This window comes from Cupriavidus sp. 22TCCZM01-5 (assembly GCF_057798915.1).
In genome coordinates this window covers 139,070-165,426 of sequence record NZ_JBYOJR010000007.1, presented here as the reverse complement: position 1 = coordinate 165,426, position 26,357 = coordinate 139,070, and the positions used below count along the sequence as shown (strand labels likewise).

Annotated in this window: 24 protein-coding genes; 8 read left to right on the top strand and 16 right to left on the bottom strand. The window is 67.7% G+C overall.

Annotated features, from left to right (window positions below):
• Window positions 1-39 precede the first annotated feature (39 nt).
• Window positions 40-1,014 carry a Bug family tripartite tricarboxylate transporter substrate binding protein gene (locus AC3FNH_RS09565; RefSeq protein ID WP_488719876.1) on the top strand — a complete coding sequence of 325 codons (975 nt, stop codon included), beginning with the start codon at window positions 40-42 and terminating at the stop codon, window positions 1,012-1,014.
• 31 nt (window positions 1,015-1,045) lie between these two features.
• On the opposite strand, the gene AC3FNH_RS09560 is transcribed toward AC3FNH_RS09565, so the two are convergent.
• The 8 genes from AC3FNH_RS09560 to AC3FNH_RS09525 all read right to left on the bottom strand — a co-directional run bounded on the left by AC3FNH_RS09560 (window position 1,046) and on the right by AC3FNH_RS09525 (window position 11,683).
• Window positions 1,046-1,933, bottom strand: coding sequence for a carbohydrate ABC transporter permease (locus AC3FNH_RS09560; RefSeq protein WP_488719875.1), 888 nt, complete (start codon window positions 1,931-1,933; stop codon window positions 1,046-1,048).
• Between the two features lies 1 nt (window position 1,934).
• Window positions 1,935-2,870, bottom strand: a complete 936-nt coding sequence (locus AC3FNH_RS09555; protein ID WP_488719874.1) for a carbohydrate ABC transporter permease — start codon at window positions 2,868-2,870, stop codon at window positions 1,935-1,937.
• On the bottom strand, window positions 2,867-3,898 hold the full coding sequence (locus tag AC3FNH_RS09550; protein WP_488719873.1) for an ABC transporter ATP-binding protein: 1,032 nt from the start codon (window positions 3,896-3,898) through the stop codon (window positions 2,867-2,869). Before AC3FNH_RS09550 ends, AC3FNH_RS09555 begins: the two co-directional genes overlap by 4 nt.
• A 30-nt stretch (window positions 3,899-3,928) precedes the next feature.
• Window positions 3,929-5,326: an ABC transporter substrate-binding protein gene (locus AC3FNH_RS09545; RefSeq protein ID WP_488719872.1), complete on the bottom strand. Its 1,398-nt coding sequence runs from the start codon at window positions 5,324-5,326 to the stop codon at window positions 3,929-3,931.
• Window positions 5,327-5,519: 193 nt separating this feature from the next.
• Window positions 5,520-5,957, bottom strand: a complete 438-nt coding sequence (locus tag AC3FNH_RS09540; protein ID WP_276100995.1) for a universal stress protein — start codon at window positions 5,955-5,957, stop codon at window positions 5,520-5,522.
• Between the two features lie 105 nt (window positions 5,958-6,062).
• Window positions 6,063-7,454, bottom strand: a complete 1,392-nt coding sequence (locus tag AC3FNH_RS09535) for an MFS transporter (protein ID WP_276100996.1) — start codon at window positions 7,452-7,454, stop codon at window positions 6,063-6,065.
• A 134-nt stretch (window positions 7,455-7,588) separates the two neighbouring features.
• Window positions 7,589-11,029 carry an ATP-binding protein gene (locus tag AC3FNH_RS09530; protein WP_488719871.1) on the bottom strand — a complete coding sequence of 1,147 codons (3,441 nt, stop codon included), beginning with the start codon at window positions 11,027-11,029 and terminating at the stop codon, window positions 7,589-7,591.
• Window positions 11,030-11,035: 6 nt separating this feature from the next.
• A complete protein-coding gene (locus AC3FNH_RS09525) occupies window positions 11,036-11,683 on the bottom strand; it encodes a response regulator (RefSeq protein WP_488719870.1) in 648 nt (215 codons plus the stop codon).
• A gap of 442 nt (window positions 11,684-12,125) precedes the next feature.
• Here AC3FNH_RS09525 and AC3FNH_RS09520 point away from each other — a divergent pair, with 442 nt between their 5' ends.
• Both AC3FNH_RS09520 and AC3FNH_RS09515 read left to right on the top strand, forming a co-directional pair.
• The gene (locus AC3FNH_RS09520; protein ID WP_276100999.1) at window positions 12,126-12,290 is read left to right on the top strand and encodes an FmdB family zinc ribbon protein; all 165 of its coding nucleotides are present in this window, start codon (window positions 12,126-12,128) and stop codon (window positions 12,288-12,290) included.
• A 134-nt stretch (window positions 12,291-12,424) separates the two neighbouring features.
• Complete coding sequence (locus AC3FNH_RS09515; protein WP_488719869.1) at window positions 12,425-12,679, top strand: hypothetical protein; 255 nt, start codon at window positions 12,425-12,427, stop codon at window positions 12,677-12,679.
• 93 nt (window positions 12,680-12,772) lie between these two features.
• On the opposite strand, the gene AC3FNH_RS09510 is transcribed toward AC3FNH_RS09515, so the two are convergent.
• Window positions 12,773-13,216: a BLUF domain-containing protein gene (locus AC3FNH_RS09510; RefSeq protein WP_488719868.1), complete on the bottom strand. Its 444-nt coding sequence runs from the start codon at window positions 13,214-13,216 to the stop codon at window positions 12,773-12,775.
• Window positions 13,217-13,238: 22 nt separating this feature from the next.
• Window positions 13,239-13,988, bottom strand: coding sequence for a GTP cyclohydrolase I (folE, locus tag AC3FNH_RS09505; protein ID WP_276101002.1), 750 nt, complete (start codon window positions 13,986-13,988; stop codon window positions 13,239-13,241).
• 318 nt (window positions 13,989-14,306) lie between these two features.
• Between folE and AC3FNH_RS09500 the strand changes: the two genes are divergently transcribed.
• Complete coding sequence (locus tag AC3FNH_RS09500) at window positions 14,307-14,471, top strand: arsenite efflux pump ArsB (protein ID WP_276101003.1); 165 nt, start codon at window positions 14,307-14,309, stop codon at window positions 14,469-14,471.
• A gap of 47 nt (window positions 14,472-14,518) precedes the next feature.
• On the opposite strand, the gene AC3FNH_RS09495 is transcribed toward AC3FNH_RS09500, so the two are convergent.
• From AC3FNH_RS09495 to AC3FNH_RS09485, 3 genes are read right to left on the bottom strand one after another with little or no spacing between them, the layout of a single operon-like run.
• On the bottom strand, window positions 14,519-15,778 hold the full coding sequence (locus AC3FNH_RS09495; protein WP_276101004.1) for an arsenic transporter: 1,260 nt from the start codon (window positions 15,776-15,778) through the stop codon (window positions 14,519-14,521).
• 49 nt (window positions 15,779-15,827) lie between these two features.
• Window positions 15,828-17,870 carry a penicillin-binding protein 1A gene (locus AC3FNH_RS09490; protein ID WP_276101005.1) on the bottom strand — a complete coding sequence of 681 codons (2,043 nt, stop codon included), beginning with the start codon at window positions 17,868-17,870 and terminating at the stop codon, window positions 15,828-15,830.
• A 10-nt stretch (window positions 17,871-17,880) separates the two neighbouring features.
• Window positions 17,881-18,771, bottom strand: coding sequence for an alpha/beta hydrolase (locus AC3FNH_RS09485; protein ID WP_488719867.1), 891 nt, complete (start codon window positions 18,769-18,771; stop codon window positions 17,881-17,883).
• 173 nt (window positions 18,772-18,944) lie between these two features.
• Here AC3FNH_RS09485 and AC3FNH_RS09480 point away from each other — a divergent pair, with 173 nt between their 5' ends.
• Both AC3FNH_RS09480 and AC3FNH_RS09475 read left to right on the top strand, forming a co-directional pair.
• The gene (locus AC3FNH_RS09480) at window positions 18,945-19,187 is read left to right on the top strand and encodes a hypothetical protein (protein WP_276101007.1); all 243 of its coding nucleotides are present in this window, start codon (window positions 18,945-18,947) and stop codon (window positions 19,185-19,187) included.
• Between the two features lie 158 nt (window positions 19,188-19,345).
• The gene (locus AC3FNH_RS09475) at window positions 19,346-21,319 is read left to right on the top strand and encodes a sigma-54-dependent Fis family transcriptional regulator (RefSeq protein ID WP_488719866.1); all 1,974 of its coding nucleotides are present in this window, start codon (window positions 19,346-19,348) and stop codon (window positions 21,317-21,319) included.
• A 7-nt stretch (window positions 21,320-21,326) separates the two neighbouring features.
• Here AC3FNH_RS09475 and AC3FNH_RS09470 read toward each other — a convergent pair whose 3' ends face one another.
• From AC3FNH_RS09470 to adh, 3 genes are all read right to left on the bottom strand, one after another.
• Window positions 21,327-21,725 carry a DUF779 domain-containing protein gene (locus tag AC3FNH_RS09470; RefSeq protein WP_276101009.1) on the bottom strand — a complete coding sequence of 133 codons (399 nt, stop codon included), beginning with the start codon at window positions 21,723-21,725 and terminating at the stop codon, window positions 21,327-21,329.
• A gap of 10 nt (window positions 21,726-21,735) precedes the next feature.
• Entirely contained in the window at window positions 21,736-22,764 is a 1,029-nt protein-coding gene (adhP, locus tag AC3FNH_RS09465) for an alcohol dehydrogenase AdhP (RefSeq protein ID WP_276101010.1), read from the bottom strand.
• Window positions 22,765-22,878: 114 nt separating this feature from the next.
• Entirely contained in the window at window positions 22,879-24,399 is a 1,521-nt protein-coding gene (adh, locus tag AC3FNH_RS09460; protein WP_276101011.1) for an aldehyde dehydrogenase, read from the bottom strand.
• A gap of 394 nt (window positions 24,400-24,793) precedes the next feature.
• On the opposite strand from adh, the gene AC3FNH_RS09455 reads away from it, so the two are divergent.
• On the top strand, window positions 24,794-25,321 hold the full coding sequence (locus tag AC3FNH_RS09455) for a DUF3455 domain-containing protein (protein WP_488719865.1): 528 nt from the start codon (window positions 24,794-24,796) through the stop codon (window positions 25,319-25,321).
• A 13-nt stretch (window positions 25,322-25,334) separates the two neighbouring features.
• On the top strand, window positions 25,335-26,330 hold the full coding sequence (locus tag AC3FNH_RS09450) for a Vgb family protein (RefSeq protein WP_488719864.1): 996 nt from the start codon (window positions 25,335-25,337) through the stop codon (window positions 26,328-26,330).
• The last annotated feature ends 27 nt before the right edge of the window (window positions 26,331-26,357 follow it).

Sequence of the window (26,357 nt, the reverse complement as noted above, 5' to 3'; positions counted from 1 at the left end):
CGGCGCCCACGCAGGTGCCGGCCAGCCAGGAGACAATCGATGCGAGTCAGTTCCCTTGCCGCGGCGGCACTCGCCGCTGCCGCCGTGTTCAGCGCGCCCGCCGCGCAGGCGCAGGCCTATCCGAACAAGCCGATCCGGATGGTGGTCGGCTTTCCCAGCGGCGGCGCGCCGGACACGCTGGCGCGCATCGTCTCCGAGAAGATCTCGCCCTCATGGGGGCAACCGGTCGTGGTGGACAACAAGCCCGGCGCCGGCGGCAATATCGGCGCCGAGGCCGTGGCCCATGCGCCGGCCGACGGCTACACGCTGGCGATGGGCACCGTGGGCACGCACTCGATCAACGGTGCGCTCTACAGCAAGATGCCGTACGACATGGTCAAGGACTTCACGCCCGTGATCCTGGTCGCGACGACACCGAATGTGCTGGTCGTGCATCCGGACGTACCGGCGAAGAACGTCGCCGAACTGATCGCGCTGGCCAAGGCGAAGCCCGGCGGCCTGACGTTCGGCACACCGGGCGTCGGGACCTCTCTGCACGTCGCGGGCGAGCTGTTCAATTCCATGGCCGGCGTGAAGATCGTCCATGTCCCGTACAAGGGCCGGGCCATGGCGATTCCGGACCTGCTCGGCGGCCATATCACGATGATGTTCGACAACCTGCCGTCGGCGCTGCCGGTGGTGAAGGAGGGCAAGCTGCGCGCGCTCGGCGTCACCAGCGCGAAGCGCTCGCCGTCGGCACCGGACATTCCCACGCTGGCCGAGCAGGGCCTGCCCGGCTTCGAGGCGGATTCCTGGTTCGCGATCTTCGCGCCGGCCAATACGCCGAAGGACGTGGTGGCCAAGCTCAATGCCGAGTTCAATCGCATCTACTCGCTGCCGGACGTGCAGGCAAAGCTCAGGACGCTGGGGCTCGAACCGGTCCTTGGCACGCCCGAGCGGCTGGCGAACTACCAGCGCGCGGAGATTGCCAAGTGGGCGAAGGTGGTGAAGGAGTCGGGCGCGAAGGCCGAGTGAGCCGGCTGCCACGCCTTGCCAGCGGGCGCGGCTATTTGATTGCGCCCACGGTGAAGCCGGTCACGAAGCGGTCAAGGAACAGGTTGTAGAGCAAGGCCACCGGCACACTGACAATCAGGCACGCCCCCATCAGCGATCCCCAGAAATAGACATCGCCGCGCACCAGGAACGTCGGCACGCCCACGCTGACCGTGTACTGCGAAGAGCTGGTGATGAAGGTGAGCGCGTAGACGAATTCCTGCATCACCAGCGTCAGCGTGAAGATGACCACGGTCAGGATGCCCGCCGAGGACAGCGGCACCACCACTTTCAGGAAGGCGCCGAAGCGGCTCAGGCCATCCATCATCGCTGCCTCTTCGATGTCGCGTGGGACGGCCTTGAAGAAGCCCATCATCAGCCAGGTGCAGAACGGCACGGTGAAGCTGGGATACACCAGCACCAGCGACCACAGCGAGTCCTGCAGCCCGAGCGCGCCGACGATGCGGGAGAACGGGATGAACAGGATCGTCGGCGGAATCAGGTAGGTCAGGAAGATGGCGATCGCCAGTTGGCGTCCATGCCTGCCAGACAGGCGTGCCAGGCTGTAGCCGGCCGGCACCGCCAGTGCCAGCGTGATGAGCACCACCAGTACGCCCACCAGCAAGGTATTGAGCAGCCAGCGCAGGTACTGCGTGTCGTGGAACAGTACGCGCAGGTTTTCCAGCGTAGGAGGCTGGTTGAACAGGAACGGATTGTTGGCGGTGTTGATCAGGTCGTGGACGTCCTTGAAGGTCGTCACCAACATCCAGTAAAAGGGGAAGGCGCAGAACATGGCAAATGCGGCCAGCGTCACGAACACGAGCATGCGTGCGCCGCGCGCGCGCCAGCGCGGCGCGAACCATTTGCCCGGCTTGCCGCCGGTCGCGATGACGGCGGCCATGTCAGGTCACCTCGGTGCGGTGGGCCACGGTCAGCAGCAGGACCACGGCCGCCACCAGCAGCGGGAAAAGGAATAGCGAGATGGCCGCGCCCTCGGCCAGGTCGCCACCCTGGATCCCCGTGAAGAAGGCCAGGCTCGCCAGCACCTGCGTGGTGTCGTAGGGGCCGCCCCGCGTGAGCACGTAGATGATGATCATGTCGGTCAGCGTGAAGACGATGCCGAACAACAGGGCCACCAGCATGACGGGCATCAGCAGCGGCAGGTCGATGCGGAACAGGCGCCGCCAGAAGCCGGCGCCATCCATGGCGGCGGCGTCATGCAGGTCTTGCGGGATGCCCTGCATGCCGGCCAGGATGATCACCGTGGCCAGAGGCAGCAGGCGCCAGACATCGACCAGAATCACCGATGCCATGGCCAGCGTGGGCTGCCCCAGCCACACCGGCCAGACGCCGGGGCCGAATACGCCGAGCGCCTGCAAGGTCCAGTTGATGATGCTGTAGACCGGGTCGAAGATCCACAGCCAGCCGATCGACCCCAGCGAGATCGGCGCCACCCACGGCAGCAGGATCAGCAGGCGCACCAGCCATTTGCCGGGAAAGTCATGCGCCAGGGCCAGCGCGAGGACCTTCGCCAGCACGACCACCAGCGCCTGCGATACCAGCGTGAAGACCAGCGCATTGCGCAGCGAGCGCCAGAACGTCGCGTTGTGCACGACGCGACGGAAATTCTCCAGGCCGACAAATTGCAGGGCGTGGCTGCCGACGGTGGCATCGGACAGGCTGTACCAGATCGACAGCAGGAACGGGAAAGCCAGCAGCAGTGCAATGTACAGCAGCGCCGGCGCCAGCATCAGAGTACCCAGCCAGCGTTCTTCCCATGGGGCGCGGGCGGCGCCGCCATGGCTGGCTTCCAGCGACGCGGGCAGATGGACGTTCATGGCGCAGCGGGATCGAGGCTCGCGCCGGAGCCGGCATTGAAGTGGTGCAGGTCGGCGTGCCGCACGGCAAAGCGGTGGCGCGTGCCGGCCTGCAGTGCCACGCTGACCGTGCAGGGGATGCGCGAGATGACCTTCACTGGCGGTTGTGGCGGTTCCAGCAGCCCATACACCAGGCGGTCGGAGCCCAGGTTCTCGATGCGGATGATGTTCAGCGGATAGTCCTCCAGCGGCTCGCCTGCGGCGAAGACCTCGCGCGGCAGGAAATGCTCGGGCCGGAATCCTGTCTCCACGTTGCCCGCTGCAAGCAGGTTCATTGGCGGCGAGCCGATGAACGTGGCGACAAAGCGGTCCGCCGGCCGTTGGTAAACCTGGCCCGGCGTGCCGATCTGATGCATGCGCCCGCGGTCGAGCACGGCGATGCGGTCGCCCAGCGCCAGAGCTTCGACCTGGTCATGGGTGACGTAGATCGTGGTGGTGGCCAGGCGGCGCTGGATCTGCTGCAGTTCCTCGCGCGCCGAGGTGCGCAGCTTGGCGTCGAGGTTGGACAGCGGCTCATCCAGCAGGAAGGCCACCGGGTCGCGCACCACGGCCCGCGCCAGGGCCACGCGCTGCCGCTCGCCGCCGGACAGCTGGCGCGGCTTGCGTGCCAGCAACGGTTCGATGCCGAACAGTGCGGCCGCCCACCTGACTTTCTCGTCCACGGCCTGGCGCGGCATGTGCCGGGCCTCGAGCGGGAAGGCGATGTTGGCGGCCACCGTGAGGTGCGGGTAGAGCGCGTAGCTCTGGAACACCATGGCCATGTTGTGCAGGCGCGGCGGCAGGCCGGTGACGATGCTGCCGTTCACCAGCACGTCGCCGGAGGTAGGCGTCTCCAGGCCGGCAATCATGCGCAGCAGGGTGGTCTTGCCGGAGCCGGACGGGCCCAGCAGCACCAGGAACTCGCCTTCGCGCACGGCCAGGTCGATGCCGTCGACGGCATTGCCGCCGTCAAAGCGCTTGGTGAGGGCGTGTGTTTCGACCGTGGCCATGGTGCGCAGGCGCAGAGGCGGCGCTGGCGTTCATACCAGCCCCCTGGCCCGCCATTTGGCAAAGATCCGCTTGCAGGCGGCTTCGGCATCGCGGATGGCGTCCTCCGGCGAGGCGTCGCCGGTCGCGGCCCTTGCGAACATGGTGTTGAGTACCCAGGTGTTGAAGATCTCGTCGATGGCGGCGTTCGCATGGCCGGGATAGCCGACATTGGTGGCCTGCACCATCAGATCGCCCAGTACCCGGTACTTGGTCCCCGGCTTGGCCTTGGGGTCTTCATCGATCAGCTTCTTCAGGTCCGGCACGGTGCTGGCGAAGCACGGGAAATTGTAGGACTCGCTGGCCAGGAAGGCCTTGCGGAAGTTGTCGATGTAGTCCACCAGGAACTGCTTCGCGCCTGCGATGTTCTCGGCGAATTTCCAGATGACGTAGCAGTCCATCACGTGTTCCAGGCAAATGCGCTGCGCCGGCCCGCGCAGGGCCTGCGTCAGCCAGATGTCCGGCGTGACGGGCAGGTTCTTGTTCTCGCCCTCGCGTGTGATGGAGATGGCATTCAGGCATAGCGAGATCTTGCCCGCCAGCATGGCGCGGTTGTTCGAGGAGGGATCCCAGGCAAGTACCTCCGGCGTCATGGTGTCGCGGTACAGCGCTCGCACGTACTTGACGGCTTCGAGCGTATTGCGCGAGTTCAGCACGACATTGCCGCGCTCGTCCTGCTCCGAGCCGCCATACGCAAAGAGGATGGTCCGCATGGCCATGGCCGTGTCCAGTTCGGCGGACAGTCCGATGCCGACCGGAATGCCTTTCGACTGCTTGATCTTGCGCCCGGCCGCCAGCACATCTTCCCAGCTGTCGGGTGCTGCCATGCCGGCTTCATCCCAAAGATCCTTGCGGTAGTTGACCGGATCGGGCACGAAGCTGTCGGAGAAGGCGAAGTACTTGCGCGTCTTGGGGTTGAGCGTGCTGCGGACCGCCAGTTCTACCGGCTTGCCATGCTTGCGCTGGCATTCCTCATAGATCTCGCGGTGGTCGATGACCTGCTCCTCATACACAGGCGGCGGCGACAGGAACATGAAGAGGTCGTGCCCTTTCTGAGCCGAGACCTCGGCCGCGGCGCGCGTAGCCAGCGCCGGGATGCCGACATGGTCGACGATGACCTCGGTGTCGTGGCGCTGCCCCCATTCCTTGACATAGGTGCCGTCGAACCAGGTGTCGTAGCCCGGCACAAAATGGTTCCACTGCAGGATCTTCAGCGTCCGTCTGGCGGCGGCATGTACGGGACGCGGGCTGGCCAGCGTGCCAAGCTCGGCGGCCAGGGCAGCCGCTGCCGCCGCGTGCAGCACGCGGCGGCGCGCCGGGCTGGCGAGCGGGCCCGTGGACGCGCACCGGCGCAGATAGCGGGTTGTGGCAAGGCGTGTCTCGTTCTTCATGGCTGCCTCCGTGTAACGGAAAACAGGACGCGTGCGTCGGGTCCGTTCGGCTGCCCCCGGACAATGCAAGCGCCTGCCAGCCTGACTCGGTCAGGATGGAGACTGACGGGGCCGCTGGCGCATGGCAGGGAAGGCCACATACCGCTGCATGCTGCCGCGCATCGGAACGGCCCCCTCCGCGCTGCCGGTATCGTCAGCGGTACACCAGCACAGGGATGCGGCTGTGCGTGAGTACCTTCTGCGTCTCGCTGCCGATCAGCACCCCTTGCAGGCCGCGCCGCCCGTGCGATGCCATCACGATCAGGTCGCAGCCCTTTTCCACCGCGGTGTTGATGATGGCCTCGTAGGGATGGTCGTGGATGACCGCTACGGTGTCGCAGGCGACTTCCGCCGCCGCAGCCTCGGCGGCCATCGTGTCGAGGTAGTCCTCGACAGCCTTGGTGGCATCGCGCGCGTACTGGTCGCGCGTGCTGGCCAGCATTTCGACCTGGTAGGTGTAGGTGTGGAAATCGGGGATCACCTGGAGCGCCGTGACACGGGCCCCGGCGTCGCGGGCGAAGGCAATGCCCTGGCGGAACGCGGATTCGGAAAGGGGCGAACCGTCAACAGGGAGCAGCAGGTGCTGGAACATAGCAGCCTCCAGTCAAGCAAGGCGGCACTCCCCCCGGTCAGGTGCCGGGCGCCGACGTGACATAACCGGCGCCCTTGATCCAGTATAGGGCACGTACCGGGGACGTCAGGCGTCAGGTTCGGCGGTTGCCTGCGTGCGCCGGGCAGGTCCGGCATCGCGCAGCCGGCTCAGGCTGATTACCGCGCCCAGCGCAGCCATGCCCACCGCCACATAGAGCGCGGAGCGCGCGCCGCCGGTTTCATCCAGGCTGAACAGCAGTGCCACCACGGCCGTGCCGGTGGTCTGCCCGAGCAGCCGCGTGGTTGCCTGCGCCCCGCTGGCGCCGCCGCTGCGCGCGGGCGGCGTGGCACCGATCATGGCGCGGTTGTTCGGCGACTGGAACAGGCCGAAGCCAAGCCCGCACATCGCCATGCGCCAGGCGATGTCGAGGCTGCCGGCATCACGCCCGAGCAACGCCAGGCCGAGCAGGCCGGCCGCAAGCAGCGCCAGCCCGAGGCCCGCCAGGATGCTGGCGGGATAGCGGTCCGACAGCCGTCCCGACAGCGCCGCCATCAGCGCCACCGTCAACGGCCAGGGCGTGATCAGCAGCCCGGTTTCATGCAGCGACCGGCCCAGCTGGTATTCGAGAAAGAACGGAAGGGCCACGAAGGACAGCATCTGCGTCATGAATGAGCAGAACGAAGTGCCGACCGCCAGGGTGAAGGCCCGGCTGGCGAACAGGTCTACGGGCACGAGCGGTGCCGGACGGCCGTGCTGGCGCCGTACCAGGAGCCAGCCCAGCACGAACGTGACGCCTACGGCGGCCGCACCGGCGGCACGCAGGCCGGCATGGCCGAGGCCATCGACGCCCAGGATGAACAGCCCGAAGACCACTGCCGACAGCACGGCGCTTGGATAGTCGAACTCGCGCGGCTGGGGCGCCGTTTCGGGCAGCGCGCTGCGGCTGAGCGCCAGCGCGAAGATCGCCACGGGCACGTTCACCGCGAACAGCCATTGCCAGCTCGCCAGCGACAGGATCAGTGCCCCGAGCGAGGGGCCCACCGCCGTGGTCACGCCGACCACCAGCGCGTTCAGGCCGATGCCGCGGCCCAGGCGCGTGGGCGGATAGATGTAGCGCACCAGCGCCGTATTCACGCTCATGATGCCGGCACCGCCCAGGCCCTGCAGCACGCGCGCCGCCACCAGCATGGGCAGGTTGACCGCCAGCGCGCACAGCAGCGACCCGACCAGGAAGGTGGCCAGTCCGGCGCGGTACACACGCTTGTATCCCAGGATATCGCCCAGCGATGACAGCGGCAGCAGGCATACCGTGACGGTAAGCTGATAGGCGTTCACCACCCAGATGGTGTTCGACGGCTCGGCCTGCAGCTGGCGCGAGATCGAGGGCAGCGCGATATTGGCGATCGAACCGTCCAGCACGGCCATGATCAGCCCGCAGAAAACGGTGAGGATGGCCCAGGTGCGCTGCGGCTGGGGAAGGCCTTGATGTGGCGACATGCGGAAGACAGGAGCGGCAAACAAGGGCGGCAAGGCCGCGCCCGCGAGGCCGGGCACGGCCCCGCCATTATCGGCGCCTGGGGCGTTGCCCGCAAATGCGCGGAATGTGGTAAGCGCTTGTCAGCCGGCTGGAATCAGGGGCGGTCCTGCGCGCTTGCCGACGGGGCATGGCCGGTGTAGCGCCGCGCCAGCGTCAGCAATGCTTCGCCTGCGGCGGCAATGGCCGGAGTCCAGCGGTGCTCTCCGAGGCAGATCCGCTCGACTTCGCGGCAGTGCCCTTGCAGCGCGCGCTGCCGGACGATCCTGAATCCGCCCGCGGCGCGATGCGCCCATCCCTGCAGTGCCCGCACGTCCCTGTCGGCCAGGATTTGCGCAAGCTCGGGCAAGTCGGTCTGCAGTTGTTCGCGCAGCAGGCCCGTGTAGTGTTCCTGGTCGGCACTGGCGGCCTGCACCTCGTGTGCCTGCGTGGTGGGCAAGTCGCGCAGCGCCTGGCCAAGCTCGCGCAACGACGCGGGCTTGGTGATGTAGCCGCTGAAGCCGCGCTGCTGCCAGTCCTCGCCCTGCTCCTGTTGGGCAAGGGCGCTGAACGCTAGTACCGGCAGGCCGGGATGCAAGGCGCGCAGGGCATCCAGCAGGGCGTAGCCGTTCATGAGCGGCATGTGGATGTCGGTCAGGACGGCATCCACATGGGTCGTTTCCGCGACCGCCAGTGCCTGCTTGCCGTTACCGGTGACGATGGGCCGGCAACCCAGGGCGCGCAGTTGTTCGCCGATCAGCGCCTGGTTCAGCGGATTGTCCTCGGCGACGAGGATGGTCAGCCCGGCGGCATCGGGCAACGGCAACGACGCGTGCGCCGTGGGCGGCTCCGCGTCACCGGCCGCGGGCGACGATGCGGTTCCGTCCGGCGGGCCCGGCAGCGCGGATGCCACGCAGGCGAGCAGGGCGCTGTGGCTGAAGCTCGTCACTTCGAGGATGCCGGGTGCGCGTTGCCGGGGCCGGTGGGGGCCTTCCGGCGTCAGCCAGACCATGGGCGCGGAACTCAGCGCATGCAGTGCCGCGAACGCGTCCGGATGGTATTCCTCGGTGGCGACAATCACCTGCGGATGGTGGCTTTCCAGGTGTTCGCGGGCGGCGGCCAGCGATGCCAGCACGTGGGTTCGCCAACCCGCAGTGGCCAGCCAGGCTTCCAGGCATTCGCCGGTCCTGGTGTCATGGCACAGCACCATGACATTGCCGCGACGGACAGGCATGACGCCGGGTCCGTCGCCAGCCGCCGCATCGTCGCTGGCTGGCGGCAATGGCACGGTAATGGTGAAGGCACTGCCCACGTCCTGCACGCTCTGCACGCCGATGCTGCCGCCCATCAGCTCGCACAGGCGCGCGCAGATCGACAAACCGAGACCGGTGCCGCCGTAGCGGCTGGCGGCGACGGCATCGCCTTGCACGAAGGGCTGGAAGACGCGTTCGCTCAGCGCGGGCGGCATGCCGATGCCCGAGTCGCTGACGCGGCAGGTCAGCGTATGCCGGCCCTGCGCGTCCGGTCCGTAGCTGCCGCTGAGCGTGATGCGGCCGCTCGTGGTGAACTTGAAGGCGTTGTTCAGCAGGTTATTGACGACCTGCGTCAGACGCATGCAGTCCCCGCACACTTCGCGGTCCAGTTCGGGGGCCAGTTGCAGGCTGAGCCGGATGCCGCGTTCCGTGGCCATGGGCGCGTAAGTCAGCGCCAGGCCTTCCAGCGCGTGGGCCAGCTGGCATGGCTTGCTGTCCAGTTGCAGCTTGCCGGCATCGATCTTCGAGAAGTCCAGGATGTGGTTGACGATGCGCAGCAGGCCGTCCGCCGCGGTGCCCAGCGCCTGCAGCCGCTGGGCGTGGCTTTCCAGCCCAGGGCTGCGCGCGAGCAGTTCGAGGTTGCCAATCAGGGCATTGAGCGGCGTGCGGATTTCGTGGCTCATGGCCGCGAAGAAGCGCGATCGCGCACGCATCATGGCCTCGGTGGCCTGCTGTGCCGAGCGCAACTGCTGTTCCAGCGCCTGCTGGGTGGTGACGTCCTGCACGGCACAGAACAGGACCTTGTCGTCGCGGTAGCGCGCGGGCGCATACGTGACCTGCAGGTAGCGCTGCGTGTCGCCGTCACCGCTGTCCTCATCGCTGTCGTCGCCGCCGCAGCCTGGCGCAGCGACGGTGAAGCGTGCGATCGGTGCGAGCTGCCCGGTTTCGGTGGACGGTGGCTGGCGTTCGAAGGCCTCCGTCACCGACGCGGGCAAGGTGTCGACCCGGTCCAGCCGCAGCAGTGACTGCGCAAGCTGGTTTGATGTCAGCACCACGTAGTCGCGCTGCCGGACGATGCACAGGCCGACAGGCGTGGCGCTGACGAGGATCTGGTTCGGGATCTCGTTCTCCAGCGCGCGCGCCGCCTCCGAATGGGTGCGGCGCAGCAGCTGGCGGTCCCAGTAGCGCGCACTCAGAACGATGGCACCGATCAGCAGCAGCGCCACGCCGAGGATCACGGCCAGCGCGGGGGCAAGCGCCGGCACCAGCAGCGCGTACGGCAGGAAACAGACCAGCGTGCCGAACGCGGGCTTCAGTGGCTGCACCATCAACACGCCGCGGCGCGTGTAGCGCGACAGATTGCGCGGCTGGCGCCGCGCCTGCGACAGGATGACGCTGACCACCAGGCCTTCGGCCGGCAAGGCCGGGGCGGCAACGTCGATGGCCTCGCCGGCTGGATTGAGCAGGGCGAGCTGCGCCGGTTCTCCGGGGCCTTCGATCAGTGTCAGGAAGTCGCCGACCGGCACGCATGCGGCAAGCAGTACGGTCGGTGTATCCCCCGAATATGCCGCCCCGACGCTCAGCATGACCATCGTGCCGGTCAGCGGATCCCGCACCGGACCGGCCCAGACCTGCTCGCTGCCATGCGGTAGCGCATGGCCGGTTCGGTCCAGCATCGCTTGCGTGATGGTGTCGCGCAGCGTGTCGATCAGCGCGGGACGGACCGACACCGTGGCTTGCGCGGCAGGTGGCTCCCGCATGAGGATGGCCGCACTGTGGTTCTCCAGCGAAAGGACGTAGACCCGGTGGTCAAGGCCAAAGGCCTGCTGCGTCGCGAGCGTGCCCAGCGCAATCTGCTGCAGGCGTGCAAGCTGCGCGGGCAGGGAAGTGCCCCAGGCCCGCCGGGTCGCGGCCGCTGCCATCAGGTAGTAGTCATGTCCGGCGAGCGTGTCGGCAATGCGGGCAACGCCGGTCGCGCGGACGGCGGCTACCGTGGCCGGGTCCGGCATCTGTGCCAGACCCGCTTCACGGTAGCGGCGCACGCCAAGGACGCTGCGCTTCAGGAAGGCGGCCTCGCTTTCCAGGCGCTCCGAGAGGGAGGCGGCATACCGGGCAACCTGGCTTTGCTGCAGGCTCAGGTGCTGGTCTGTTTCGAGCGCCGCGAGCACGATGCCGGCGAATACCACCAGCGCGATCAGCACGGCGATGGTCGCCGAGTACAGATGCTGTTGCCGGCGGGCATTGTCCGCGAGCGTGTCGAAGGCGCTCGCCAGCGACACGCGGGTACTGTCGAGGAGCTGCTGCATGGGCGCTCAGATCAGTCCGTTCTCGTAGGCGTACCGGATCAGGCCGGTATTGGTATGCACGCCGAGCTTGCGCATGGCAACGGTCTTCTGGCTCGATATGGTGCTGACCGAACGCCCGAGCTTGGCCGCGATTTCAATGAGCTGCATGCCCTGCGCATAGAGCCTGACGACTTCCAGCTCGCGCGACGTGAGATCGGTAGCGGGGGCATCCGCCATGGCCGCGTTGTCGAGAATCCTGCGTACGTAGGGCGAGTAGTAGGGGCTGTCGCTGCCCATGACATGGAGGCAGGCGCGCAAGGTCTCTTCGAGTTCATCCTCCTTGCTGACGAAGGCGCGCGCGCCTAGCTTGACGGCGCGCCGGATGATGGCCGCGTTCGACTGCGCGCTGACCACGACGATGCGCGTGCCGCGATGGCGCCGTGCCAGCCGGTTGAGCAGGTTGAAGCCATCCAGCGTGGCATCGCCGTGGCCCATGCAGAAGTCGGTGATGGCGATGTCGGCCGCTTGCGCGTCGAGCGCCTGGACCAGCCCGGAGCCGCTATTGCATTCGCAGGCGACCTGGAAACGTGCGGACCGCTGCAGGCAATCGCGCAGGGCGGTGACGACCAGCGGGTGGTCATCGGCAATGGCCACACGTATGAGCGGTTCATTCATGGCCGACCTCCGGCCGTTGCGCGCGGATGGTGGTGCGCGCGCTTCGGTTCAAGGGGGAGGGCGGGGCGGCGGGGACGGGTACTGCGTTGCGACCGGCAGACGGGCGCCGGAAGATGCCTACAGGCAAGACACATTTGACAATGACCTCGGTAATTGTGGACGTCAACCGGCAAGGGCCGATTGAGACGAGCTATTGCATCACCACAATCCCCGAGATTCTGGCTATCTTATGTGCGCCGTTGAATCGTATTTCGGCTAGTTTCCTTGACGCTTTGAGGGTCGTCCAGCCTTGGGTTACACGAAAGCTGAGGCAGCGCAATCCTGAAGTGGCGTGGCGGGCGCTGCCGTGGTATCGGACTTGCCACCTTGCCGCGTACGCCTAGAATGAATTCGGCAACACGAAGGATGCCTGTCGGCAAGTGTTGCCGCCCGGAGGTGCACCATGCCTGTCTACCAGTACCGTTGTGAAAAGTGCGGGCACATGTTCGAGCATACCGAGCATGTGGCCGAGCATGCGAGCGCACACCCTAGTTGTCCGAAGTGCGGCAGCCAGACGGTACAGCATGCACCCACGCCGTTCGTGGCGAAGACCGGGCGCAAGAGCTGAACCCCCCGAAACAACAACTTACAGTGGGTCGATGCATGCCACCGGCATGCACTTCTTTTTTGCGTCGCGCCTCCTGCGTGACGCACGCTCCCGCTGCGCGCATGCGGCGATCTCATGACCTGACGGAGGATGCCATGGCTACGAGACCGTTTTCCGAATTTTCCGCTGAGGAACAGCAACAGTTCGCGCAGGTATGCAGGCAGATGGGAATGGTCCCCGACGACTTCGACATTACCGACGAGGTGAACGGCAACGCGCTGCGCCGCGTCCGCGTGCGCCGGCTGAGCACCGAGGCCAGCAGCGCCTATGAAGCCGGCGCAAGCGGCGAATGGGTCGAGGAATTCGAGAGCGATCTCGAATGCGGCCTGTTCGGCCGGGTGACCGTATAGCGGAACGCGCCGACGCTCAGGCGGCGGCGCCCGCCGGCCGATAGCCGCGGCAAGATCCGACCTTCTGTGAACAGTGCGGTACGGAGCCGGAACTCAGGGCCGGCCCCGTTCGGCCGCGCGGGCCACGACCGATGCGCCGGCGCTCAATTCCCGGAGCAGCGCCAGCGAGGCCTGTCCGGACGTACAGAACGGGTCCAGTTCCGCGCGCGCGGAAAATCGCAGCAAGGTGGCGGTGTTGATGCGTGCGGCATTGACCTGGCCCATGGACCAGCCGGAGAAGTCGCGCTCGCAGATGTCTTCCAGGTGCAGCAGCACCACGTCATGGTGGCGCGGATCGCGCGCGATCGCCTGGAACAGGCGGGACACTTCCTGGCGCTCGCCTTCCAGCGCCTGCAGGAAGACGCCGTTGCCGTGGCATAGCACGCCGGTGATGCCGTGGCGCGGATTGCGTTCCAGGCTGGTGGCCAGGATGGCGTCGAGCATGGCGGCGTCGATCGCCTCGCGGGCACGGCTGGCATAGAGCAGGCGGACGAGCATGCTGGGGCTCCGGATGACGGCGCTATTTGCCGTTGCGGTTGAGCAGCGCGAGGAATTCGCGGCGCAGGCTGCCGTCCTTCAGGAAGGAGCCGCGCATCACGCTGTTGGTCATCTTGGCGTCGGTGTCGCGCACGCCGCGCCAGTGCATGCAGAAGTGCTCGGCCTCCATCACGATGGCCAGGCCATCGGGCTTCATCTTCTCCTGCAGCAGGTCGGCCACCTGGGCCACGGCTTCTTCCTGGATCTGTGGCCGGCACATGATCCATTCGGCCAGGCGCGCGTACTTGGACAGGCCGATCAGGTTGGAATGCTGGTTCGGCATCACGCCCACCCATAGTTTGCCGATGATCGGGCACAGGTGGTGCGAACAGGCGCTGCGCACGCGGATGGGCCCGACGATCATCAGCTCGCTGAGCTGCTCCACGTTGGGAAACTCCGTCACCGCAGGAGGCTTGGCGTAGCGCCCCGCGAAGATCTCCTTCAGGTACATCTTGGCCACGCGGCGCGCGGTTTCGCGCGTGTTGTGGTCCTGGTCCACGTCGATCACCAGCGCGCGCAGCACGTCTTCCAGGCGTGCCTGCACTTCTTCCTGGAGCGCGTCGAGCTCGCCCGGCTCGATATAGCGGGCGATATTGTCATTGGCATGGAAGCGTTCCCGGGCGGCCAGCAGGCGGGAGCGGATACGGTCCGATACGCCTGGCTCGCCGCGCCCCGGACCGGCGTCGCCGGGTGCCTTCTTTGCGCCGTGATGCGCCGCATCCTTGTCTGTCATGGGAAGCCGCTTCAATAGAAAAAGGGGCGGATGGCGCTGCCCGCCTTGCCCGCCGGCGTGGTGCACCGTGCTCCACTATATGGCAGATGGCCGGCCCCCACAACCTGCGGCGCGGCGCGCAAGCGATGTGCGGTGCACACGGTGCGAGGCCTTCATGAATTGTTGATGACAACTCTCAAGTCCGTCACGCAAGCCGCCGACAAGCGCACATAATTCCCGAACCGCGGCGCCAGACAGGCAGCGGTTCTTCCCCCCGACGGGCCATCTTCCAGGGACCAGCCAGTGATCTTGCCGATTGCGTTTCCGTGCAGCAGCCTGATGTTGCTATATGTCGCCACGGTGCCGCTGCCCCAGCCCACGATGGAAGCGGACGTCGTGGAACATCATGGCCGCGCCGTGCGCGTGAGCGCGCCGCGCCTGCGCTGGCAGGGGGCGCTGTCGCAGCGCGCTGGCAGCCCGGTCCAGATTGACGCTCAGGGCTGAAGCCGCGCACCGCCGGAGCGCCGGAGCGCCGGCAGCGCCGGCAGCGCTCAGCGTACCAGTGCCAGGATCGCGAGCGTCGGCACCATGGCTGCCGGCATGACAATCGCGCCGAGCCGCAGGAACTGGCCGGCGCTGACCATATGTCCGTCCCGCCGCAGGGCAGTCAGCCAAAGCAGCGTGGCCAGGGATCCGGTCGCCGACAGGTTCGGCCCCAGGTCGATGCCCACCAGCACCGCTCCAGTCACCGCGTTGGACGCATGACCCGCCGCCAGCGCCGATGAGGCGATCAGCCCCGCCGGAAGGTTGTTGGCGACGTTGCCGCCCAGTGCCACTGCCGCGCCGATGCCCGCAAGCCCGGCCAGGCTGTCGTGTTGCGAGGCTGCCTGCACGATGCCGGCGAGCCAGTGGATGACGCCGGTAAGTTCCAGCGCCGCCACCAGCACGAACAGCCCGGCCACCATGGGCAGCACGCCCCAGGAAATCTCGCGCAAGGCCGGCCCCAGCAGGTCGCGCCGCGTCGCGCACACCAGCAGCAGCGTGGCCGCGCCTGCCGCGCACGTGGGCCAGCCCAGGTCGCTGCCGCGCAGCGAGGCGATCAGCAGCGCCAGCCCGGTCAGCACAATGCCAATCGCCGTCAGCCACGCCTGCAGGCTCAGCGGCGGTACCGGCACGTCGCAGTCGATGCGCTCGGCCAGCGCCGTGCGCTGCGTCCAGTACAGCGCCGCCAGCGTGGCCACCACGGCCACCAGCGATGGCAGTGCAAAGTGGGCCAGCCAGCCGGCCAGCGGCGGCATGCGCGTGCCGAAGATCACGAGGTTGGCCGGATTGGAGATCGGTAGCACGAAGCTGGCCGCGTTGGCGATGAAGGCGCAGGCGAACAGGTGTGGCAGCGGGTTTTTCACCCTGGCCGCACGCGTGGCGGCCAGCACCGCGGGCGTCAGCACCACGGCGGTGGCGTCGTTGGACATGAACGCGGTGACCAGCGTGCCGAAGCCATAGACCAGCAGGAACAAGCTGCGCGCCGAACCGCGCGCGCGCCGCACAGCCAGTGCCGCCACGTGGTCGAACAATCCCGTCTTGCGCGCCAGTTCGGAGATCACCATCATGCCGGCCAGGAACAGGTAGACATCCAGGCCGCGCGCGACGGCGGCCAGTGCGTCGGGCACGGCCAGCAAGCCGCTCAGGCAAAGCAGCACGGCGCCGGCAACGGCCCAGAACGCCTCGGGCAGGCGCAGCGGCCGCATCAGCACGCCGGCCGTGGTGAAGGCGGCGATCGACCAGATCCATATCGCGTTGACGCTCGACATTGTGGTTCTTGTTGTTGGGGGATGAGTGGAAGGCGATCTGGCGCGCCGGCTACAGGCTGGTCCGGTCGTCGCGCACGCCGGGCGTGGCGGCCTGGCCGGGCAGGCCCACGGCTTCGCTGGTGACGGGGGCGGCGGAAGTGTCCTGTGCCGACGCCGGCGCGGGCGGCGGTGCCGGGAATCCCAGCGAGGCAATCCCCTGATTGCCTTCGGCGTACTCGGCATACATCCAGTCACCCGCGCTGCGCACGACACCGGACGGCGCAGCGGCATCGCGCGCAGGGATGCCTGCGAGCCGGCCTTCCATATACGACGCCCAGATCGGCAGCGCCGTGGTCGCGCCGAATTCGCGGGCACCCAGGCTGTGGTTATCATCAAAGCCCATCCAGGCCACCGTGACCACGTTGCCGGCATAGCCGGCGAACCAGCCGTCGGCAGCGTCGTTGGTGGTGCCGGTCTTGCCCGCGACATCTTCCCGGTGCAGGTAGCGTCGAACGCCCGTGCCGGTGCCGTCATCCACCACGCTGCGCAGCAGGCTGTCCATCACGAAGGCATTGCGTTCGCTGATGACGCGCGGCGGCTGCGCACCGGTGTCGGCGGCAAACAGCACATTGCCCTCGCTGTCGGTAATGCGCGAGATCAGGTATGGCTCGACGCGATGGCCCTGGTTGGCGAACACCGAGTAGGCCGCCGCCAGCCGCAGCGGCGACGTCGTGCCGGTGCCCAGCGCCAGCGGCAGGTAGCGCGGCAGCCGCTTGGGCGAAAAGCCGAAGCGGCTGGCGAATTCCACCGCGTACGGAATGCCGATGGTCTGTAGCGTGCGGATGGCCGGCAGGTTGCGCGAGTCGGCCAGGGCCTGGCGCACCGTGACCGCGCCCAGGAAGCGGCCGTCGTCGTTGGACGGCTGCCAGCGCGAGCCGTTGCCCAGCGGCGCATCGTTGATCAGCGTGCCCGGCGACACGCCGCGTTCCAGCGCCGCCGCATAGATAAAGGGTTTGAAGGTCGAGCCCGGCTGTCGCAGCGCCTGCGTGGCATGGTTGAAGCGATTGGTGGCAAAGTCGGCGCCGCCGACCATGGCCTCGATGGCCCCCGTGTCGCCATCCAGCGAAACCAGGGCTGCCTGCGGCCCGCTGTCCGGACCGGCGAGTCGATGGCGCCGCCCGTATCCGTCCAGGCCGCGCCGCACGGCGTCGTGGGCCATGGTCTGCCGCACCGACGACACCGTGGTGTAGACGTTCAGGCCGCGCGTGTAGGCTTCATCGCCGAACCGGTCGCGTGCCAGCTGGCGCGCGAGTTCCGCGACATATTCCGCGTGGCCGGCGAACTGGCCGGCACTGTCGGGGGCAATCTCCAGCCGGGCGGAGCGTGCTTCGCGGTACTGGTCCTGGCTGATCATGCCGAGCGCCAGCATGCGCCCGAGCACGTATTCCTGGCGGCGCTTGGCGCGCGTGAAGTTCGCCACCGGGTTGATGGTGGAGGGCGCCTTGGGCAGCCCTGCCAGCATGGCGGTTTCGGCCAGCGAAAGCCGGTCCAGCGGCTTGCCGAAATAGGCGTGGGCCGCGCTGCCAAAGCCGTAGGCATGCTCGCCCAGGTAGACCTGGTTCATGTACACCTCGAGGATGCGGTCCTTCGAAAGCGTACGGTCGATCTTCCAGGCCAGCAGGATCTCGTACCACTTGCGCGCGAGTGTCTTCTCGCGCGACAGGTAGAAGTTGCGCGCCACCTGCATCGTGATCGTGGAGGCGCCCTGCGCATAGCCTCGGCCCAGGTTGGCCAGCGCGGCGCGGAAGATTCCCGGGACGTCGATGCCGTCGTGCTCGTAGAACTGGTCGTCCTCGGCGGCAAGCAGCGCCTGCGTCATCTGGCGCGGCATCTTTTCGAACGGGATGAATTCGCGGTGTTCGCTGCCGAACTCGCCGATCTGCACGTTGTCGCTGGTGAAGATCCGCAGCGGCACGTCCGGGCGGTACTCGCGCAGCGCATCGACGGGGGGAAGCTGCCGCAGGCTGACGACCGCGGCGAAACCGGCGAGCAGCACGCCGGCCGCAGCCAGCGCCAGCGCGGCGCCGCCTGCCTTGACTGCAAATTTTTTCATGCGCGCAATTCTAGCGGAACCGGGCCAGCGGAAGCGGCACACCTGACTCGTCGTGGTCCGGCGGCGGGGTGCGCGGGGTGTCGGGGAGGGGATCGTGCTGCACCTGGCGCGCGAACTCGCACAATGCCAGCCAGGTTTCCCGCTGCTCGACAATGGTGAAGTGATCCGTGCCGGGCATGGTCTGCAGCGTTACCGGACCCGGCCAGGCGGCGACCAGCCGTTCCGAGCAGGCATGCGGCACCACGTCATCGACCTCGGCCAGCAGCACCTTGGTGCTTTGCACCACTTTCTTGCAATGTGAAATGGAATCGAAATGGTGGCGCATCAGCTGCCGCAGCGGGACCAGCGGAAAGCGCTGGCGCACCAGTTCCAGCATCGAGTCATAGGGCGTGATGAGCTGCAGGCTTTCAAAGTCCTGCAGGTCGGCAAGCTGGATCGCCACGCCAGTGCCCAGGCTGCGGCCCACGACATGGGCCCGCGTGCCGGGGAAGATGCGGCGCAGGTGCAGCAGGAACTGGCTGGCGTCGGCGACGGCGGCGGCCTCGGTGGGCTGGCCGTCGGAATGTCCGAGTCCGCGGTAGTCGAAGGTTGCGAAGCCCATGCCGGGCGGCAGCCAGCAAGCATATTGCAGCGTTTCGAGCACATCTTCGCCACGGCCTGGCAGGTAGAACAGGAGGTCGCGGACCGTGTCGCCTGGCGCGTGGTAGATGTAGCCGCGCAGTACACCGCCCGGCACCAGGTGCGAATAGCTGATGATACCGTCGGGCAGGTCCCGCGGAGGGCGGCGGCGTGCATCGAACAGCAGGCGCCCCTGGTTGACGCTGAGGTAGGTCCAGTAGCAGGCAAAGCCGCTCGCGGTCACCAGCGTGGCGGCCAGCGCGCGGCGCATGAGGGATGACATGTCTGGGTCCGGAATCCGTGGCGCTCTGGGAGCACAGCGGACTTGGCCCCCTGGGTGGAGCCTAACCGATTTTCGCGCCAGTCGGGATGAGTTCCCATGCCCGCCGGTTCAGTTCTTGTACGATACGGCTCAGAAGGCCGCGCCACCCCAGTGCGCAGGCAGGAGCCCCAGGCATGAGTGAACAGAAGCACGAACAACTGCGCGCCGAAGAGGCGCAGGCCATGCAACGCGTGGTCGACGCGACCCGCCAGGTCCAGGTCGCCTTTGCGGCGCTGCAGTCCCAATATCCCCCGCAAGGCAGCGGCAAGCCCTCCAAACTTGCGCTGCAGACGTTCGACGCTGCGCTGCAGGCGTTGGAAGATGCTCAGGCGACATTCGACGAAATCCTGAACGACCTGCTCGACGAGGCACGGTAACGCCGCGCCGGGCAGGCGCAATCCCGGGGCAGCGTGTGATATGGTTGCCGGACAAAACGCCGCCGCGGCCGCCGCCGGTTCTTCCGGCCATGCGCGAGCCTCGGGACGGCGTGGCCCCGGCTGCACGGCACGGGTGCCGCTACCGGAGACCCGTTGCCATGCCTCGTGCCGACAGCCAGGGCGCTGCCCGTTTTGCCCTTTCCCATGCCGCATCGCTGGCCGATGCCGGCGCAACGGACAGCGACCGCCCCGGACTGATCGCACGCGCGCACGCCCGCTCGGCGGAATTCGGCCTGGACGAGCGCCTGCTGCCCGAATACCAGCCACTCGGCGCGCGCGCGCTGCACGCGCTGGTTGACAGCAATCGCGCCCTGTACCGCCACGCCTTGCCGGTCATGGAGACGCTGCACGCACAGATTGCCAATACCGACAGCATGGTGCTGCTCACGGACCGCACGGGGGTGATCCTGCATAGCCTGGGTGACAGCGAGTTCGCCGCCCGGGCCCGGCGCGTGGCGCTGGCGCCGGGCGAATCGTGGTCCGAACTGAGCAAGGGCACCAATGCCATCGGGACGGCGCTGGCCGAGGCCCGGCCCACGGTGATCCATGCCGGCGAGCATTTCCTGCGTGCCAACCACCAGCTCACCTGCTCGTGCACGCCGATCATCGGGCCCGGCGGCGAGACCCTGGGCGCGCTTGACGTGAGCGGTGACCAGCGCGGCTTCCACAAGCACACCATGGCGCTCGTGCGCATGTCCGCGCAGATGATCGAGAACCACCTGTTCGCCAACCACTACACCGATGCCGTGCTGGTGCGTTTCCATGCGCGCCCGGAATTCGTCGGCACGCTGTTCGAGGGGATGGCGGCCTTCGCGCCGGATGGCAGCTTCCTTGGCGCCAACCGCAGTGCGCTGTTCCAGTTCGGCCTGCCTCCCGACCAGCTGATGGCTGGCGGCTTTGGCGGGCTGTTCGGGCAGCCGGTGGCGCGTGCCATGCAGGCGCGCGGCCAGGCCGCAGGGCACCTGCAGACCCTGGCGCTGCCGAGCCGCGTGCAGGTGTTCGCCCGTATCGAATACCTGCCGTCGGCCGCGCCCGCGCCTTCCGCGTCGGCACCGGACACCCCGGCCGCATTGCCGCCTGCGCTGGCGAGGCTCGACACCGGCGATGCGCGCGTGGCCGCCGTCCTGCGCCGCGTGCACAAGGTCAGCGGACGCGATATCCCGATCCTCGTGCACGGCCGCACCGGGACCGGCAAGGAGTGGCTCGCGCGGGCCATTCATGCGGCATCGCCGCGCAGCGGCGGCCCGTTCGTGGCGGTGAACTGCGCGGCGATCCCGGAATCGCTGATCGAGGCCGAGCTGTTCGGCTACGAGGACGGCGCCTTTACCGGCGCGCGCCGTCACGGCAGCACGGGCAAGGTGACGCAGGCCGACGGCGGCACGCTGTTCCTGGATGAAATCGGCGACATGCCGCTGGCGCAGCAGGTGCGCCTGATGCGCGTGCTGCAGGAACGCGCGGTCACGCCGCTCGGCGGCTCGCGTGCGGTCGCGGTGGATGTCCGCATCGTATGTGCCACGCACCGCGACCTGCGCGCGATGATCGCGGCAGGCACCTTCCGCGAAGACCTCTACTACCGCATCAACGCGCTCATGGTCACGCTGCCGGCCCTGAGCGAGCGCAGCGACCTGCAGGTGCTGGTGGCGCGCACCCTGTCGATGCAGCAGGCCGAAGCCGGGCCGCAGTGTCCGCAGCGCGTGTCCGACGCGGTCATGGCGCGCCTGCGCGCGCATGCATGGCCAGGCAACCTGCGCCAGATGGCCAACGTGCTGCGCACGGCGGCGATCATGGCGGAGGGCGAGGATGAGATCCGCTGCGAGCACCTGCCCGAGGAATTCGCCGACGAGATCGCCAACGAGATTGACGACGAGATTGCCAACGAGATCGCGGCACCCGTGCCGGCCACGGACGCGGTTGCGTTGCCACGGCCGTCCGCGCAAGGACGCATGCGCGACTGGGAGGCCGGCCTGATCCGCCAGGCGCTGGCGCGCCATGGCGGCAACGTCAGCCTGGTAGCGCGCGAGCTGGGCGTGTCGCGCAATACCATCTACCGGCGCCTGCGCGGCGCGCCGTAGCGCAGCGCTACAAGGCAGGCTGCATGGCAAGCCGCGCGGCCTCTTCGTCGCTGAACAGTTCCGAGCGCGTCAGGAAACGCTGACCGGTCCCGCTTTCCAGCGAGAACATGCCGCCCGCGCCCGCCACGACATCGATCACCAGCCGCGTGTGCTGCCAGTACTCGAACTGCGCGCGCGTCATGTAGAACGGCGCGCCGCCGATCTCGCCAAGGCGGACGTCGGCTTCGCCGACGATCAGGTCGCCAGCGGCGAAGCACATCGGCGCGCTGCCGTCGCAGCAGCCGCCGGACTGGTGGAACATCAGCGGACCATGCCGCGCGCGCAGCGCGTCGATCAGCGCCAGCGCGGCCGGGGTGGCGACGACGCGGGGCACGGGATCCGCAGTGTCGGCGTGGGCTCGCGGCATGGTCGCTGCCTCAGCCCGCCAGGTCGAGCACCACGCGGCCCTCGACCCTGCCTTCGCGCAGCCGGTTGAGCACATCGTTGACGTCTTCCAGCTTCGCCGTCGAGACCGTGGCCTTCACGTCGCCGTGCGCGGCGAAATCGAGCGATTCCTGCAGGTCGCTGCGCGTGCCGACAATCGAGCCCCGGATGGTGATGCCCTTGAGCACCACGTCAAAGATCGGCGTGCCGAAATCGCCGGGAGGCAACCCGTTGAGCGCGATGGTGCCGCCACGCCGCACCATGCCGATCGCCTGCGAGAATGCCTTGGGCGAGACCGCCGTGACCAGCACGCCATGCGCGCCGCCGATTTCCTTCTGCAGCCACGCGGCCGGGTCCGTGTCGCGCGCGTTGACCGCCACCTCCGCGCCCAGCCTGCGGGCCAGCTCGAGCTTGGTATCGTCGATATCGACCGCGGCCACGCGCAGGCCCATGGCCCTGGCATACTGCACCGCCACATGGCCCAGGCCGCCGATGCCCGAGATCACCACCCACTGGCCGGGACGCGTGTCGGTGACCTTGAGGCCCTTGTACACGGTGACGCCGGCGCACAGGATCGGCGCGATCTCGACGAAGCCCACCTTGTCGGGCAGCAGGCCCACGTAGTTGGGATCGGCCACGACATACTCGCCATAGCCGCCGTTGACGGAATAGCCGGTGTTCTGCTGCTTTTCGCACAAGGTTTCCCAGCCCTGCAGGCAGTGCTCGCAGTAGCCGCAGGCGCTGTACAACCACGGAATGCCGACGCGGTCGCCTTCCTTCACGCGGCTGACGCCGCTGCCCACGGCAGATACGTAGCCGACGCCTTCATGGCCGGGAATAAAGGGCAGCGTGGGTTTGACCGGCCAGTCGCCGTCGGCGGCGTGCAGGTCGGTGTGGCAGACGCCGGAGGCCTCGATCTTTACCTGGACCTGGCCCGGGCCCGGTTGCGGCACGGGTACTTCATCGATCGTGAGCGGCGCGCCGAATGCGCGCACCACCGCAGCTTTCATCATCGCTGGCATATCGACTCCTGGTTGGATGCGGTGCCCGGGGAGGGGGCACCGCTACGATCATGGCACGCGCTTCGCGGCACGGGGCTGTAAATTCACCAGCAAAGCGAGATGCCTTGAGCATCGTCAGAAGAAGCCGAGGGCGTTCGGGCTGTAGCTGACCAGCAGGTTCTTGGTCTGCTGGTAGTGGTCGAGCATCATGCGATGGTTCTCGCGGCCAATGCCGGACTGCTTGTATCCCCCGAATGCGGCATGCGCCGGATAGGCGTGGTAGCAGTTCGTCCACACGCGGCCGGCCTGGATGCCGCGGCCCATGCGGAACGCGCGTGCGCCATCGCGCGTCCATACGCCCGCGCCCAGACCATAGAGCGTGTCGTTGGCAATGGCCAGCGCTTCCTCTTCATCCTTGAAGGTGGTGACCGACACCACCGGGCCGAAGATTTCCTCCTGGAAGATGCGCATCTTGTTGTGGCCCTTGAACACGGTCGGCTTCACGTAGTAGCCGCCCGCCAGGTCGCCGTCGAACTGGTTGCGCTCGCCGCCGGCCAGGCATTGCGCGCCTTCCTTGCGGCCCAGGTCGATGTACGACAGGATCTTCTCGAGCTGCTCGGCCGATGCCTGCGCGCCAATCATGGTGCCCTTGTCGAGCGGATGGCCCTGGCGGATCGCTGCCACGCGCTTGAGCGCGCGTTCCATGAAGCGGTCGTAGATCGATTCCTGGATCAGCGCGCGCGACGGGCACGTGCAGACCTCGCCCTGGTTCAGCGCGAACATGGCAAAGCCTTCCAGCGCCTTGTCGAAGTAGGCGTCGTCAGCGGCCAGCACGTCTTCGAAGAAGATGTTGGGCGACTTGCCGCCCAGCTCCAGCGTGACCGGGATCAGGTTCTGCGAGGCGTACTGCATGATCAGCCGGCCCGTGGTGGTCTCGCCGGTGAAGGCGACCTTGCTGATGCGCGGGCTCGAGGCCAGCGGCTTGCCCGCTTCCAGGCCAAAGCCGTTGATGACGTTGATGACGCCCGGCGGCAGCAGGTCGCCGATCACCTCCATCAGCACGAGGATGGACGCGGGCGTCTGTTCGGCGGGCTTGAGCACCACGCAGTTGCCCGCGGCGAGGGCCGGCGCGAGCTTCCAGGTGGCCATCAGCAGCGGGAAGTTCCAGGGAATGATCTGCCCGACCACGCCAAGCGGCTCATGGAAGTGGTAGGCGATGGTCTCGGCGTCGATCTCGGAGATGCCGCCTTCCTGCGCGCGGATGCAGCCGGCAAAGTAGCGGAAGTGGTCGACGGCGAGCGGCAGGTCCGCGGCCATGGTCTCGCGCACCGGCTTGCCGTTGTCGATGGTTTCGGCAACGGCCAGCAACGCCAGGTTGGCTTCGATGCGGTCGGCAATCCGGTTCAGGATGTTGGCGCGTTCGGTGGTCGAGGTGCGGCCCCAGGCCGCCTTCGCGGCATGCGCGGCGTCGAGCGCGCCATCGACGTCTTCCTGCTTCGAACGCGGCACGCGCGTGAACGGCTTGCCGGTGATCGGCGTGATGGCCTCGAAATACTCGCCGCCCGCCGGCGGCACCCAGGCGCCGCCGATGTAGTTCTCGTATTGCTGCTTGTAGGGGTTGCTGACGCCCAGCTGGGCAATCTCGGCCATGTTCATGTCTCGCTCCGTCTTGTGAAGTCGTTGGTCGGCACGGCGGTGCGCCGCGCGCCTGGCAGACATCGCAAGAGGTGTGCCGGAGACCGGGACCGGCAGCGAGACTGGCGTGGAATCGGGGTTTCGGGTCTTTCAGGCGCCGATGCTGCGGCGCCGGCTGTGCCAGTGTGGTGGCGCAGTTGTTCCGCACTGGCGCAACTGTGGCAAAACGGAACAGTGGTGCCGTGGCCGCGTTGCGTCAGGCAGAGGCTGTGAGAGATTCGCCACTCCGGCGCGGGAACCTGCACGCGCGGGGGAGCCGGCACCCTGCTCGCTGCAACCGTCTGGCCGTCCTTGGCCTATGCTTGGATCGAAGCGGGGCCGGCGCTCCCGCGCAGGTTCGGACAAGGAGGCAATCATGTCGGTGAATGCACGGGCCGCACACCCATTGGCCATCTCCATGCTCGTTGTTGCGTGCCTGCTGGCTTCCTGTGCAACAGGCCGGGACGCGCCACCGCCCGAGCTGCAGCCCGCCGACGCGGGCCGCGTCATTGCAACACTGCGCGCGACCGGCGTGCAGGTCTATCAATGCAAGCGTGACCAGGGCGGCCGGCTGGTGTGGACGTTCAGGGCACCCGAGGCCAATTTGTACGATGCGTATGGCAAGCCCGCCGGCAAGCATTACGCCGGGCCGACCTGGGAAGCGACCGATGGCAGCAAGGTGACAGGCAAGGTCCTGCGGCAGGCGGCCAACGCGCGCGAGGCGGACAGCATTCCGCTGTTGCTGCTGCAAGCGACCAGCACCGGCGCCCCCGGCCTGCTTTCGTCCGCACGCTATGTCCAGCGACTCAATACGCAAGGTGGCGTGGCATTGCCGCAGGCGTGCAGTCAGGAAGGCATCGAGAATCGCATGCCTTACCGGGCCGATTACGTCTTTATCGACTGAGGAGGAGACCGTGATGCGCCTGCCTTTGCTCGGGGCGGTACTGGCTGCCGGCGTCATGGCGGCCGCTGCCTCCGTAGTCTGTGCCCAGGGCACGATGCCGCCGCGCATCCAACGCTACCCGGTCCCGGCGGGGTCGCATCCCCACGATGTCGCGCCCGCGCCCGACGGCACGGTGTGGTACACGGCCCAGTCCGTCGGCGAGCTCGGGCGGCTGGATCCGGCAACGGGCAAAACCACCAGGGTACCGCTCGGTCCGGGCGCTGCGCCGCATGGCGTGATCGTCGGGCCGGATGGCGCCGCGTGGGTCACGGACGGCGGCCAGAATGCCATCCTGCGGGTCGACCCCGCGACGCATGAGGCGAAGCGCTTCCCACTCCCGTCCGGGCAGGCCAATGCCAACCTGAATACCGCCGTGTTCGATACGCAGGGACACCTCTGGTTCACCGGACAGAACGGCGTCTATGGCGAACTCGATCCGGCCAGCGGGCGCATGCGCATGTTCGACGCGCCCCACGGGCGAGGACCATACGGCATTGCCGTGACGCCGGGTGGCGACATCTATTTTGCTTCGCTGGCCGGTGATTACATTGCCCGCATCGATGCGGCCTCCGGTGCCGCGCATGTCATTGCGCCTCCCGCGGCAAGGTCGGGGCCACGCCGCATCTGGTCGGACTCGAAGGGGGTGCTCTGGGTCAGCGAATGGACCGCCGGCAAGCTGGGGGCCTATGATCCCCGCACCGGCCGCTGGCGGGAATGGACCCTGCCGGGAGGGAGTCCTCATGCCTACGCGATATACGTGGATGAGCAGGACAAGGTATGGCTGAGCGACTGGGGCAAGAACGCCGTCCTGCGCTTCGACCCGCAGACCGGCAGGTTCGAGACCTTCGCCAGTCCGCGACCGGACGCCAATGTGCGTCAGATGCTCGGTCGTCCGGGCGAGGCCTGGGCGGCGGAATCCGGCACGGACCATTTGGTCGTGTATCGTTTCGGCGCGGGTGGGCCAAAATGAGCGAGTCCGTCAGCGAAATAACCGCGC

Coding starts and splice junctions, on each gene's coding strand:
- AC3FNH_RS09565 (WP_488719876.1), top strand. CDS start 40: ATGCGAGTCAGTTCCCTTGCCGCGGCGGCACTCGCCGCTGCCGCCGTG.
- AC3FNH_RS09560 (WP_488719875.1), bottom strand. CDS start 1,933: ATGGCCGCCGTCATCGCGACCGGCGGCAAGCCGGGCAAATGGTTCGCG.
- AC3FNH_RS09555 (WP_488719874.1), bottom strand. CDS start 2,870: ATGAACGTCCATCTGCCCGCGTCGCTGGAAGCCAGCCATGGCGGCGCC.
- AC3FNH_RS09550 (WP_488719873.1), bottom strand. CDS start 3,898: ATGGCCACGGTCGAAACACACGCCCTCACCAAGCGCTTTGACGGCGGC.
- AC3FNH_RS09545 (WP_488719872.1), bottom strand. CDS start 5,326: ATGAAGAACGAGACACGCCTTGCCACAACCCGCTATCTGCGCCGGTGC.
- AC3FNH_RS09540 (WP_276100995.1), bottom strand. CDS start 5,957: ATGTTCCAGCACCTGCTGCTCCCTGTTGACGGTTCGCCCCTTTCCGAA.
- AC3FNH_RS09535 (WP_276100996.1), bottom strand. CDS start 7,454: ATGTCGCCACATCAAGGCCTTCCCCAGCCGCAGCGCACCTGGGCCATC.
- AC3FNH_RS09530 (WP_488719871.1), bottom strand. CDS start 11,029: ATGCAGCAGCTCCTCGACAGTACCCGCGTGTCGCTGGCGAGCGCCTTC.
- AC3FNH_RS09525 (WP_488719870.1), bottom strand. CDS start 11,683: ATGAATGAACCGCTCATACGTGTGGCCATTGCCGATGACCACCCGCTG.
- AC3FNH_RS09520 (WP_276100999.1), top strand. CDS start 12,126: ATGCCTGTCTACCAGTACCGTTGTGAAAAGTGCGGGCACATGTTCGAG.
- AC3FNH_RS09515 (WP_488719869.1), top strand. CDS start 12,425: ATGGCTACGAGACCGTTTTCCGAATTTTCCGCTGAGGAACAGCAACAG.
- AC3FNH_RS09510 (WP_488719868.1), bottom strand. CDS start 13,216: ATGCTCGTCCGCCTGCTCTATGCCAGCCGTGCCCGCGAGGCGATCGAC.
- folE (WP_276101002.1), bottom strand. CDS start 13,988: ATGACAGACAAGGATGCGGCGCATCACGGCGCAAAGAAGGCACCCGGC.
- AC3FNH_RS09500 (WP_276101003.1), top strand. CDS start 14,307: ATGTTGCTATATGTCGCCACGGTGCCGCTGCCCCAGCCCACGATGGAA.
- AC3FNH_RS09495 (WP_276101004.1), bottom strand. CDS start 15,778: ATGTCGAGCGTCAACGCGATATGGATCTGGTCGATCGCCGCCTTCACC.
- AC3FNH_RS09490 (WP_276101005.1), bottom strand. CDS start 17,870: ATGAAAAAATTTGCAGTCAAGGCAGGCGGCGCCGCGCTGGCGCTGGCT.
- AC3FNH_RS09485 (WP_488719867.1), bottom strand. CDS start 18,771: ATGTCATCCCTCATGCGCCGCGCGCTGGCCGCCACGCTGGTGACCGCG.
- AC3FNH_RS09480 (WP_276101007.1), top strand. CDS start 18,945: ATGAGTGAACAGAAGCACGAACAACTGCGCGCCGAAGAGGCGCAGGCC.
- AC3FNH_RS09475 (WP_488719866.1), top strand. CDS start 19,346: ATGCCTCGTGCCGACAGCCAGGGCGCTGCCCGTTTTGCCCTTTCCCAT.
- AC3FNH_RS09470 (WP_276101009.1), bottom strand. CDS start 21,725: ATGCCGCGAGCCCACGCCGACACTGCGGATCCCGTGCCCCGCGTCGTC.
- adhP (WP_276101010.1), bottom strand. CDS start 22,764: ATGCCAGCGATGATGAAAGCTGCGGTGGTGCGCGCATTCGGCGCGCCG.
- adh (WP_276101011.1), bottom strand. CDS start 24,399: ATGAACATGGCCGAGATTGCCCAGCTGGGCGTCAGCAACCCCTACAAG.
- AC3FNH_RS09455 (WP_488719865.1), top strand. CDS start 24,794: ATGTCGGTGAATGCACGGGCCGCACACCCATTGGCCATCTCCATGCTC.
- AC3FNH_RS09450 (WP_488719864.1), top strand. CDS start 25,335: ATGCGCCTGCCTTTGCTCGGGGCGGTACTGGCTGCCGGCGTCATGGCG.